The sequence below is a fragment of the Pseudomonas sp. TH43 genome, assembly GCF_016650635.1.
GTDB lineage: Bacteria > Pseudomonadota > Gammaproteobacteria > Pseudomonadales > Pseudomonadaceae > Aquipseudomonas.
Genome location: NZ_JAEKFI010000004.1, coordinates 1,381,188 through 1,392,449 on the forward strand (window position 1 = coordinate 1,381,188; position 11,262 = coordinate 1,392,449).

Genomic DNA, 11,262 nt, shown 5'->3' on the forward strand with positions numbered 1-11,262 from the left:
ATCACAGACCTTCGAAATCGAATTCGGCGCCGGCCTGCTGCTTGACGATGCGCTCGAGCATTTCGCCCAGTTGCTCTTCGCTCTTGTCGCACATCCAGCGTTCGCTTTCTTCGTCGTAGTCAAAGTGGAACCCACCGGATACCGCCGCCAGCCACAGCTGACGCAGCGGCTCCTGACGGCTGAAGATCAGCTGCGAGCCGTTTTCGAACTTGACAGTCAGCACACCGGCCGAACTTTCCAGATCGATATCCAGGTCACTTTCATCAAAGATGTCTTCCAGTTTTTCCTGGGTTTCATCGACCAGATCGTGGAAACGGGCTTCGGACAAACTCATTGCGGCAACCTCAAAAAATGTCTGATCAGGCTCAAGCGCCGAAAGATACGGACGCGCCCCGCTGATTGCAAAGAATAACGACCAAGCACCCTCACCACCCTTTGTAGGAGCAAAGCTTGCTCGCGAAAGCGGTCAATCATTCAACAATGATGCTGACTGATACAACGCTTTCGCGAGCAAGCTCTGCTCCTACAAGGGATTGCGGCGGTTCGGGCAGCTTTGGGCAAGCCCCGCCGGACGGGAACCCCCTCGCATAGGCAAGCTGCCGGGTGGCCGGTATACTCCGGCGCAATTAACGCATTTTCAAGGATTTCGCCATGAAGCGCCTGATCTCTTCCCTTGCTGCGCTCGTCGCGGTTGCCTGCCTCGTTTCGGCCTGCGGTCAAAAAGGCCCGCTGTACCTGCCCGACGACGACCAGGACCCGGCCGAGCAAGCCAAATCGTCGCAACAACAGCCTGCCTCCAAGGCACACAAGCACGACGTTTACCAATAAGGGATCGCCATGGACGCTTTTAACTACCGTGGCGGGGAACTGTTCGCGGAAGGTGTGGCGCTGTCCGCCATCGCCGACCGCTTCGGCACGCCTACCTACGTTTACTCGCGCGCGCACATCGAAGCCCAGTATCTGGCTTACGCCGATGCATTGGCCGGCATGCCGCACCTGGTGTGCTTCGCGGTCAAAGCCAACTCCAACCTCGGCGTTCTGAATGTCCTGGCCCGTCTCGGCGCCGGTTTCGACATCGTCTCCCGTGGCGAACTGGAACGCGTACTCGCCGCTGGCGGCAGCCCCGACAAGATCGTCTTTTCCGGTGTCGGCAAGACCCGTGACGACATGCGTCGCGCGCTGGAAGTCGGCGTGCACTGCTTCAACGTCGAATCCACCGACGAGCTGGAGCGCCTGCAAGTGGTGGCCGCCGAACTGGGCGTTCGCGCACCGGTTTCGCTGCGGGTAAACCCCGACGTCGATGCCGGCACCCACCCGTACATCTCCACCGGTCTCAAAGAGAACAAGTTCGGCATCGCCATCGCCGACGCCGAAGATGTGTACGTGCGCGCCGCACATCTGCCGAACCTGGAAGTGGTTGGCGTCGATTGCCACATCGGTTCGCAACTGACCACATTGCCACCTTTCCTCGATGCCCTCGACCGCTTGCTGGATCTGGTCGACCGTCTCGGTGATTGCGGCATTCACCTTCGCCACATCGATCTCGGTGGTGGTTTGGGTGTTCGCTACCGCGATGAAGAGCCGCCATTGGCTGCCGACTACATCAAGGCTGTGCGCGAGCGTCTCAACGGTCGTGATCTGGCGCTGGTGTTCGAGCCGGGCCGTTTCATCGTTGCCAACGCCGGCGTGCTGCTGACCCAGGTCGAGTACCTCAAGCACACCGAACACAAAGACTTCGCCATCGTCGACGCAGCAATGAACGACCTGATCCGCCCGGCGCTGTATCAGGCGTGGATGGACGTTACCGCGGTCAAGCCGCGCGACAGCGCTGCACGCAAATACGACATCGTCGGCCCGATCTGCGAAACCGGTGACTTCCTCGCCAAGGACCGCGAATTGGCCCTGGCCGAAGGCGATCTGCTGGCCGTGCATTCGGCCGGTGCCTACGGTTTTGTGATGAGTTCCAACTACAACACCCGCGGCCGTGCCGCTGAAGTGCTGGTAGACGGTGACAAGGTTTTTGAAGTGCGCCGCCGCGAGACCGTGGCTGAGCTGTTTGCCGGCGAAAGCCTGCTGCCGGAGTAACTCATGCTGCTGCGTTTTACTAAAATGCACGGCTTGGGCAATGACTTCATGGTTCTCGACCTGGTCAGCCAGCACGCGCATATTCAGCCAAAGCACGCCAAGCAATGGGGCGACCGCCACACCGGCATCGGTTTCGACCAGTTGCTGATCGTCGAGGCGCCAAGCAACCCGGACGTGGATTTCCGTTATCGGATCTTCAACTCCGACGGTTCCGAAGTTGAGCAGTGCGGCAACGGTGCGCGCTGCTTTGCGCGCTTCGTGCTCGACAAGCGTCTGACCGCGAAACGGCAGATTCGCGTCGAAACCAAGGGCGGCATCATTGAACTGGACGTGCGTAACGACGGCCAGATCGGTGTGAACATGGGCGCTCCACGCCTGGTGCCGGCGGACATTCCGTTCGAAGCGCCAGCGCAGGCCACCAGCTATCAGCTGGAAGTCGACGGCACCACGGTCGAACTGGCCGCCGTGTCGATGGGCAATCCCCACGCCGTGTTGCGCGTGCAGGACATCAACAACGCACCGGTGCATGAGTTGGGGCCGAAAATCGAACACCACCCACGCTTCCCCGCGCGAGTGAACGTCGGTTTTCTCCAGGTCATCGACCGCCACCGTGCGCAACTGCGCGTGTGGGAACGTGGCGCCGGGGAAACCCAGGCCTGCGGCACTGGCGCGTGTGCGGCGGCTGTCGCCGCCATCAGTCAGGGGTGGATGGATTCGCCGCTGTTGATCGACTTGCCCGGCGGGCGTCTGTCCATTGAATGGGCAGGCCCTGGCCAACCGGTGCTGATGACCGGTCCGGCAGTGCGTGTATACGAAGGACAAGTGCGTCTTTGAGTGAGCAAAAACCATGACCGATAAGCCTCAGGTACCCGCCCGACAGTCCGACGAATCAGCGTCCGAGAGCCTGGAGGCGGCAGCGGTTGCCGCATACCTCGAGGCTCATCCGGACTTCTTCGTCGAGCACGAAGAACTGCTGCCGGCGATGCGCATTCCCCATCGACGCGGCGACACCGTGTCGCTGGTCGAGCGGCAGATGACCATTCTGCGCGACCGCAACATCGAGATGCGTCATCGCCTCTCGCAGCTGATGGATGTCGCCCGCGACAACGATCGCCTGTTCGACAAGACCCGCCGTTTGATTCTTGCCCTGATGGACGCCACCAGTCTGGAAGACGTGGTGATCAGCGTCGAGGACAGCTTGCGCCAAGACTTTCAGGTGCCTTTTGTCAGCCTGATCCTGCTGGGCGACAACCCGGCCCCGGTCGGTCGCTGGGTCACCCACGCCGACGCCCAGGTCGCCATCGGCGGTTTGCTCACCGAAGGCAAAAGCGTCAGCGGCACACTGCGTGAGCACGAGCTGGACTTTCTCTTCGGTGAAGAACAGCGCCTGCAGATCGGCTCCACCGCCGTGGTCGCTGTCAGCCATCAAGGTATCCACGGAATTCTGGCCATCGCCAGCCGTGACCCGCAGCATTACAAGAGTTCGGTCGGCACGCTGTTCTTGAGCTACATCGCCGAAGTCATGGGCCGCGTGCTGCCACGGGTCAACAGCTCCCTGCGCTCGGTTCGCTGAGCATGGAACGACAACTGGACGCTTACTGCGAACACCTGCGCAGTGAGCGGCAGGTGTCGCCGCACACACTGTCGGCCTATCGCCGCGACCTCGATAAAGTCCTTGGCTGGTGCATCAAGCAGAACATTGGCAGCTGGGCCGCGCTGGATATTCAGCGCCTGCGCAGCCTGATCGCTCGATTGCATGCGCAAGGCCAGTCCTCGCGTAGCCTCGCCCGCTTGCTCTCGGCAGTGCGCGGGCTCTACCACTATCTGAATCGTGAAGGTCTTTGCGACCACGATCCGGCGACGGGGCTGGCACCGCCGAAAGGCGAGCGCCGCCTGCCGAAAACCCTCGACACCGACCGCGCACTGCAACTGCTCGAAGGCGCGGTGGAGGATGATTTTCTCGCGCGGCGTGATCAGGCGATTCTTGAACTGTTCTATTCCTCAGGCCTGCGCTTGTCGGAACTGACCGGACTCAACCTCGACCAACTCGACCTCGCCGATGGCATGGTGCAGGTGCTCGGCAAGGCCAGCAAAACCCGCCTGCTGCCGGTCGGTAAAAAAGCCCGCGAAGCCCTCGAACAGTGGCTGCCGTTGCGGGCGATGACCAATCCGGCGGACGACGCCGTGTTCGTCAGCCAGCAAGGCCGACGCCTCGGCCCGCGAGCGATTCAGGTGAGGGTCAAACTGGCCGGCGAGCGCGAACTGGGGCAGAACCTGCACCCGCACATGCTGCGGCATTCCTTCGCCAGCCACTTGCTGGAGTCTTCGCAGGATCTACGCGCGGTGCAGGAACTGCTCGGCCACTCGGACATCAAGACCACGCAGATCTACACCCACCTGGACTTCCAGCACCTGGCGGCGGTCTACGACAGCGCCCACCCACGGGCCAAACGCATGAAAGGCGACGATTCATGAGCATCCAGTTGATCACCTTCGACCTCGACGACACCTTGTGGGACACCGCCCCGGTGATCATCAGCGCCGAAGCGGTATTGCGCGAATGGCTGAGCGAACATGCGCCGAACCTGGGCGCGGTACCGGTGGAGCATTTATGGGCGATCCGCGAACGAGTGCTGGCCAGCGAGCCGGGGCTCAAGCATCGGATCAGCGCTTTGCGTCGGCGGGTGTTGTTTCATGCGCTGGAGGATGCCGGGTACGCCCACGGCGAGGCGTCGAAGTTGGCCGACAAGAGCTTTGAAGTGTTCTTGCATGCGCGGCATCAGATCGAGGTATTCCCTGAAGTCGAGCCGGTGCTGGAGATTCTCGCCAATCATTACTCGCTCGGTGTGGTCACCAATGGTAACGCCGACGTGCGCCGGTTGGGCTTGGCGGATTACTTCAAGTTTGCCCTGTGCGCGGAAGATATCGGCATCGCTAAACCGGATGCGCGACTGTTTCATGAAGCGTTGCAGCGCGGCGGCGCCACCGCCGAAACCGCCGTACACATTGGCGATCATCCGGGTGATGACATTGCCGGGGCGCAACAGGCCGGGTTGCGCGCGATCTGGTTCAACCCGGGGGGCAAAGTCTGGGAAGCCGAGCGTTTGCCGGATGCAGAAATCCGCAGCCTCACCGATCTGCCAGCCGTTCTCGCACGCTGGAATGCCACCTCCAACTGACACATCGGCACCTGTGGGAGCTGGCTTGCCAGCGATGAGGCCAGCACATTCAACATCAATGTTGTCTGACAGGCAGCCATCGCTGGCAAGCCAGCTCCCACAGGATCTTCATCGCCTTCAGATTTTTCACCCATGAAAAAGCCCGCAGCGACGGCGGGCTTTTTCAGCAAGCAAGCGGCACGCCTCAGATAGGGCGGCTACCGTACTTGTTGTCCGGCTTCTTGGGCGGATCGGCGACCACATTGGCCTCCACTTCCTGCACTTTTCCGCCGCGCGACAAGAACTCTTCCATGGCCTTGGCCAGGGCGTCGCGCTCCTTGTTCTTGGCTTCAATACTCGGCAACTCGTCTACCGACACCGCAGCCTTGGCTTTGCCTTTGGCAGCCGGGGCCGGCGTATCGTCGCCGCCATCGTCATCAGCAACGTCTTCCGCTGCCGCTTCCAGGCCTTCCTCGGCCTCGTCTTCGTCGCCTACTTCGAGGTCGTCGTTTTCCAGATCATCGTCGCTCATGTTCTACCTCATGACTTGCGAAAAGCAGATTAGTTATAGACCAGCTTTGGCAACTGTCGAAAGTCGCCGTTAAAAAATCAGTAACCATTGGTGACCAACGGTTTATGCCCCTTCACCGTGCAAGGTGGCGAGGACTTTTCGGGCACCGCCATGATCACGGTGCTCGCCCAGATAAACGCCCTGCCAGGTGCCCAGTGCCAAACGACCTGCCGAAACCGGCAGACTGATCTGGCAACCCAGCACGCTGGCTTTGAAGTGCGCCGGGAGGTCGTCCAGGCCTTCGTCGTTATGCTCATAGCCGTCTGTTCCTTGTGGGATCAGACGATTGAAAAATCGTTCGAAGTCGCGACGGACCGCCGGATCGGCGTTCTCGTTGATGGTCAACGACGCCGAGGTATGCTGCAGCCACAAATGCAACAGACCGACCCGGCACTCCCTGAGTTCAGGCAGGCCGTTGATCAACTCGTCCGTTACCAGATGAAAGCCCCGGGGCCGTGCCCGCAGGGTAATCAGAGTCTGTTGCCACATACAGTTCTCCGCACGTTCGGGGCGCATTCTAGCGCGCTCTGGGAAAAAACAAAGGCCCTAATATTCGCTCAATGATGTAAGCCATTGGCCGGTGAAAAACCGCCGTCGTAAACACGACTAAAGGCGTACGAAAAATCCTTTCAGCTTGTCCTTCAATGACAAATCCCGGACAAAAAAATGCCCGGCGAACCGGGCAATTTTTTTCAGTGCGCGTACTTACAGGTTGTAGCCGCGTTCGTTGTGTTGTGCCAGATCGAGGCCCACCGACTCTTCTTCCTCGGTCACACGCAGACCCATCACGGCGTCCAGCACCTTGAGGATGATGAAGGTGACGATCGCGGTGTAGATCACCGTGAAGCCGACACCTTTGCACTGAATCCATACTTGAGCGGCGATGTCGGTCACGGTGCCGAAGCCACCCAGCGACGGAGCAGCGAACACACCGGTGAGGACCGCGCCGAGGATACCGCCGATACCGTGTACGCCAAACGCGTCCAGGGAGTCGTCATAACCGAGTTTGCGTTTCAAGGTAGTGGCGCAGAAGAAGCACACCACGCCCGCCGCCAGGCCGATCACCAGTGCGCCCATCGGGCCCACGGTGCCGGCAGCCGGAGTGATTGCAACCAGACCGGCCACCACACCCGAGGCGATGCCCAGTGCGCTAGGTTTGCCGTGAGTGATCCACTCGGCAAACATCCAGCCCAGCGCGGCGGCAGCGGTAGCAATCTGGGTGACCAGCATCGCCATGCCGGCAGTGCCGTTGGCCGCCGCAGCGGAACCGGCGTTGAAGCCAAACCAGCCAACCCACAGCATCGCCGCGCCCATCAGGGTGTAACCGAGGTTGTGCGGGGCCATCGGCGTGGTCGGGAAGCCTTTGCGCTTGCCCAGTACCAGGCAGCAGATCAGACCGGCCACACCGGCGTTGATGTGCACCACGGTGCCGCCCGCGAAGTCGAGCACACCCCAGTCCCACAGCAGGCCACCGTTACCGGACCAGACCATGTGCGCAATCGGCGCGTAAACGAGGGTGAACCAGATGCCCATGAAGATCAGCATCGCGGAGAACTTCATCCGCTCGGCGAACGCACCGACGATCAGCGCCGGAGTGATGATCGCGAAGGTCATCTGGAAGGTGACGAACACCGCCTCAGGGAACAACGCAGCAGGCCCGGTCAGGCTGGCTGGCGTGATGCCCGCGAGGAACGCCTTGCCGAAGCCGCCGACAAAGGAGTTGAAGTTGACGACGCCCTGCTCCATGCCGGTGGTGTCGAACGCGATGCTGTAGCCATAAATGACCCACAGGACGCTGATCAGACCGGTAATGGCGAAGCACTGCATCATCACGGAAAGAATGTTTTTCGAGCGAACCATGCCGCCGTAGAACAGCGCCAGGCCGGGGATGGTCATGAACAGCACGAGTGCCGTCGAGGTGAGCATCCAGGCAGTGTCGCCGGAGTTGAGGACTGGGGCCGCCACTTCGTCTGCCGCCATAGCCAGGCCGGGCATTACGATGGACAACAGGGCTCCTAGCCCTGCGAATTTACGCAGAGTCATATTGTTTTCTCCTGGGGCGTTGGGGTTTGTGGCGGCTTTTAAATCGCGTCGGTATCGGTTTCGCCGGTACGGATGCGAATCGCCTGTTCCAGATTGACCACGAAGATCTTGCCGTCACCGATCTTGCCGGTGTTGGCCGCCTTGGTTATCGCCTCGATAACCCGATCCAGATCCTTGTCGTCGATGGCCACGTCGATTTTCACCTTGGGCAGAAAATCGACCACATATTCCGCGCCGCGATACAGCTCGGTGTGACCCTTCTGCCGGCCGAAGCCTTTGACTTCAGTAACGGTAATGCCCTGCACGCCGATTTCGGACAGCGACTCGCGCACGTCGTCCAACTTGAACGGCTTGATGATGGCAGTGACTAGCTTCATGAAAACTCTCTCCCGAATTGGTGGACTTGCCCCAGGAAAACAAACCCGACTCAAGTCTAAGCGCAGTGCCTGGCTTTGTAACGCATCGCTGACGCCAGCTAACCGCATCAGACGAAACTCCCCGCTTCGCCTGCCGCACTGCATTCGTCACAGCGACTGCATCAGTGCATGGGTCGAAGGTGACTAAGCAGAAACCTTGCCATCTCGCCAAAAACCTGTGATTTCAATCCATTGGCCACTGTCGCTGGCACTGCCGCGCAAAAGCCTTGACGGATACGCACAACAACGGTGCATCGCCGTCCGTCCGCCTGCGCGAAAAGCGTGCATCGCGGCCGGTGCAAATGACTATAGACACTGCGTGATACACTGCCGGCCATTGTTTCCAGGACATCCACCATGCTCGCGCCCAAAGACTTCCTCGACGCCCTGAGCGGCACCGCCTCCCGTTTGTTCAACGGCGAAACGCCGCTGCCGAAAGCCGAAATCGAAAGCCAGTTCAAGATGCTGCTGCAGAGTGCGTTCAGCAAACTCGATCTGGTAAGCCGTGAAGAATTTGATAGTCAGATGGTTGTTCTGGCCCGCACTCGCGCTCGCCTCGAAAGCCTCGAAGCCAAAGTCGCCGAGATGGAAGCCAAGCTGACACCGCCCGCCGAATAAGCCCGCAATTCACTGTAGGAGCGAGCCTGCTCGCGATTGAAGGTCGGCACGACCTTCAGATTCACCTGTAGGAGCTGCCGAAGGCTGCGATCTTTTGATCTCCAGCCCTTCAACCATCCCGGCAACGTCCTACAACCTGCAACACCGCCGTCCGATTGCGCCGAAAAGCCCAGGTTTCTAAGCTCATCCGATGCTGAATGTTCAGCACCGGGTTTGGCGACCTGGACAGCTTAAGGCGCACGACAACCATGATGGCGGCTACATTTACCGCCACATCGTTTCATGGCGGTTGTGCGTGGGAGACCTTCGGGTCTGCCGGGTTCCTTTTGCTCCGGTTCGCCAACCCGCGTACAACTGCCACCCAATCGTTTGGCGACGATTGAGGGCAGCCCCTTAAGCAAGAGGAACTGCTCAATGAATCAAGAAGAGACTTATCTAAGCCCGCACATCTTCACCCGCCACAAACTCCCCCTCCACGCCCTCCTCATCCAGAACCAACCCTGGTTCTGCGCCCGAGACCTGAGTCGCCTGCTACACATCTACCTCAATGAACGCATGCTGCGAAAACTCGACCCAGACCAATACCAAACCCGCAAAACCCTGATCCACAACCAGATCGAAAACACCCTGCTGATCAGCGAATCCGGCATCTACGCCCTCCTCGTCTACCACTACTGCCCCGAATACCGAGCGCTGCGCGAATGGCTCACCCACCAAGTCATCCCCACCCTGCGCGACGCCCAACATCCCAGCACAAGCGAACGTCCACACCTGAGCCTGCTCAATTGGCCGAATATGTCGTTGAGTTTGTTGCACTGGAATAACCAGCCGTGGATAGGGTTACAAGATGTGCCGCTGATGATGGTGGAACGGGAGCAGACCAAGCGCCCAATGACGGGACCATGGTGGAAAAGAGCTTCGCGGATGCTGCAATCGCTATAAGCTCGCAGGCTAGCGATAAGTCAGCCAACAAACGGCGATTTATTGAAGTTGCTATTAGCCAGCGCCTCAGCCAAGCGGCTCGCTGGCCGGTAAAAGATCCTGAGTGAAAAATAAAAAAGGCGTCCATAGGACGCCTTTTTTGTGTTCAGAAGAGTAGTCGCAGCGATTCTTTAGCTCCTGGCTTTGCAGCCTTGGGTTCAGAATCCGACGAGCTGGCCCGTCGTCACTACTTCAGAGAAACCAGCTTTCTCTGCTGCCAAAAATGCGGGGGAGCTTTGCTGGTGCCCAGTCCCGACGAATGCGCAGTTGCAGTCCTCGAGCGTGAGGATCCTTCAGTACCGCTCAGGAGTCAAAGCTCATTTACGGTCGAGAGCAGCGTAAAACCCTCATCCATGCCGACATCAAGTATTGCCTCTCCGCCCCCTCACATCCTGAACTGGCCATCTCCAACGTCCTTCACTAACGCAAGCCCAGTCCTACGAGGACCGTCCCCTACGTCTGATTACGTAAGCATCAATGCCTTCGATATCGTCTGCATATTGATCCCGACAGAACAAGACGATGCGAAGAAAAGGCAAAGGTACCGAGCTTCGAAATCAGACACTCAAATCTGAATCGCGCAAACTCGCACATCAAACAATGTCCATGGACCCAGGAGCCCTGGCGGCTGGAGTTGATGCTCTATCACTCAGGATCGATCCGATTACTCCAGTAGCAATCAACGCATTCCACCAGTGGACCGGCCCCGCTGGGTATCCCTGGGACGCTGTTTTGGACTGGAAGACCAAAGATGCAAAAGGGCTGGACTTGGCGTTCTGGTACGAAGAAGAACTGTGCGGACTGTGCTACGCAACACCGCGAAGAAGCACGATCTGCATGAAAATCGTCCTTTTGCAGGGACACACCTGCAAGACGAATACCTTGCGGGGCTGGATCGCTCCGCTGGCATTGCTGACAACAGAGTTCTACGCCCGGAAGCTGGGGTGCACGCAAATCGAAGTACAAGAGCCAGACTCAGGCGCCATCCCTTACTATCAAACGCTGGGATTTTATTTTGATACAACCGGTCGCCTTGTCTTTCCATTGGACGACCAATAAGATCGAATCAAGCATCCCGGCACGTGAGGTGTTTATGAAGCAGAAGAAGCAGAAAACCCAACCGGCACGGGTGTCCAAACCGGGTACCGAGGCACTCGGATTGCCGGACAGAGTTTCAGCCAGTCAGCGGCATTTTCTGAAAGTGGCCGCGACCTATGGCAAGGAAATGGAGCCCGATGGTTGGCTCGCCGGTGGTGGAACCTGAGTACCGCCAAAATAACCGCCTGACAGGCGGTTTTTTTATGCCTGAGGATTAGTTCCTCCGGCAACATCCAGTGAAAGTTCGCCCTTAAAACTGTCCGACCAACGCCCTCTCCCCAGACTACCCTTC

General features: G+C 59.2%; 15 protein-coding genes. 10 read left to right on the forward strand and 5 right to left on the reverse strand.

The window, feature by feature from the left end:
* Position 1: 1 nt before the first annotated feature.
* The gene (cyaY, locus tag JFT81_RS22710) at positions 2-334 is read right to left on the reverse strand and encodes an iron donor protein CyaY (RefSeq protein WP_077575013.1); all 333 of its coding nucleotides are present in this window, start codon (positions 332-334) and stop codon (positions 2-4) included.
* Positions 335-651: 317 nt separating this feature from the next.
* Between cyaY and JFT81_RS22715 the strand changes: the two genes are divergently transcribed.
* Genes JFT81_RS22715 through JFT81_RS22740 form a run of 6 tightly spaced genes read left to right on the forward strand, consistent with a single transcriptional unit; the run spans position 652 to position 5,264 of the window.
* Positions 652-828 carry a lipoprotein gene (locus tag JFT81_RS22715; RefSeq protein ID WP_003229400.1) on the forward strand — a complete coding sequence of 59 codons (177 nt, stop codon included), beginning with the start codon at positions 652-654 and terminating at the stop codon, positions 826-828.
* 9 nt (positions 829-837) lie between these two features.
* Entirely contained in the window at positions 838-2,085 is a 1,248-nt protein-coding gene (lysA, locus tag JFT81_RS22720) for a diaminopimelate decarboxylase (protein WP_201229214.1), read from the forward strand.
* Positions 2,086-2,088: 3 nt separating this feature from the next.
* On the forward strand, positions 2,089-2,919 hold the full coding sequence (gene dapF, locus JFT81_RS22725; protein WP_201229216.1) for a diaminopimelate epimerase: 831 nt from the start codon (positions 2,089-2,091) through the stop codon (positions 2,917-2,919).
* Positions 2,920-2,932: 13 nt separating this feature from the next.
* On the forward strand, positions 2,933-3,658 hold the full coding sequence (locus tag JFT81_RS22730; protein ID WP_201148216.1) for a DUF484 family protein: 726 nt from the start codon (positions 2,933-2,935) through the stop codon (positions 3,656-3,658).
* Positions 3,659-3,660: 2 nt separating this feature from the next.
* Positions 3,661-4,560, forward strand: coding sequence for a tyrosine recombinase XerC (gene xerC, locus JFT81_RS22735; protein ID WP_201229218.1), 900 nt, complete (start codon positions 3,661-3,663; stop codon positions 4,558-4,560).
* Positions 4,557-5,264 (forward strand): HAD-IA family hydrolase, encoded by a 708-nt coding sequence (locus JFT81_RS22740; protein WP_201229220.1) that lies wholly within the window; start codon positions 4,557-4,559, stop codon positions 5,262-5,264. Before xerC ends, JFT81_RS22740 begins: the two co-directional genes overlap by 4 nt.
* Before the next feature lie 184 nt (positions 5,265-5,448).
* Here the strand turns inward: JFT81_RS22740 and sutA are convergent, their stop codons facing one another.
* From sutA to glnK, 4 genes are all read right to left on the reverse strand, one after another.
* On the reverse strand, positions 5,449-5,775 hold the full coding sequence (sutA, locus tag JFT81_RS22745) for a transcriptional regulator SutA (protein ID WP_007920420.1): 327 nt from the start codon (positions 5,773-5,775) through the stop codon (positions 5,449-5,451).
* 102 nt (positions 5,776-5,877) lie between these two features.
* The gene (locus tag JFT81_RS22750; RefSeq protein ID WP_201148218.1) at positions 5,878-6,303 is read right to left on the reverse strand and encodes a secondary thiamine-phosphate synthase enzyme YjbQ; all 426 of its coding nucleotides are present in this window, start codon (positions 6,301-6,303) and stop codon (positions 5,878-5,880) included.
* Between the two features lie 216 nt (positions 6,304-6,519).
* Complete coding sequence (locus JFT81_RS22755; protein WP_201229222.1) at positions 6,520-7,857, reverse strand: ammonium transporter; 1,338 nt, start codon at positions 7,855-7,857, stop codon at positions 6,520-6,522.
* 38 nt (positions 7,858-7,895) lie between these two features.
* Positions 7,896-8,234, reverse strand: coding sequence for a P-II family nitrogen regulator (glnK, locus tag JFT81_RS22760; protein WP_002555808.1), 339 nt, complete (start codon positions 8,232-8,234; stop codon positions 7,896-7,898).
* A gap of 396 nt (positions 8,235-8,630) precedes the next feature.
* On the opposite strand from glnK, the gene JFT81_RS22765 reads away from it, so the two are divergent.
* From JFT81_RS22765 to JFT81_RS22780, 4 genes are all read left to right on the forward strand, one after another.
* Complete coding sequence (locus JFT81_RS22765) at positions 8,631-8,891, forward strand: accessory factor UbiK family protein (RefSeq protein ID WP_201229224.1); 261 nt, start codon at positions 8,631-8,633, stop codon at positions 8,889-8,891.
* Between the two features lie 414 nt (positions 8,892-9,305).
* Positions 9,306-9,833 (forward strand): Bro-N domain-containing protein, encoded by a 528-nt coding sequence (locus tag JFT81_RS22770; protein WP_201229226.1) that lies wholly within the window; start codon positions 9,306-9,308, stop codon positions 9,831-9,833.
* 561 nt (positions 9,834-10,394) lie between these two features.
* Entirely contained in the window at positions 10,395-10,931 is a 537-nt protein-coding gene (locus tag JFT81_RS22775; RefSeq protein ID WP_201229228.1) for an N-acetyltransferase, read from the forward strand.
* Between the two features lie 34 nt (positions 10,932-10,965).
* Positions 10,966-11,136 (forward strand): hypothetical protein, encoded by a 171-nt coding sequence (locus JFT81_RS22780; protein WP_171057229.1) that lies wholly within the window; start codon positions 10,966-10,968, stop codon positions 11,134-11,136.
* The last annotated feature ends 126 nt before the right edge of the window (positions 11,137-11,262 follow it).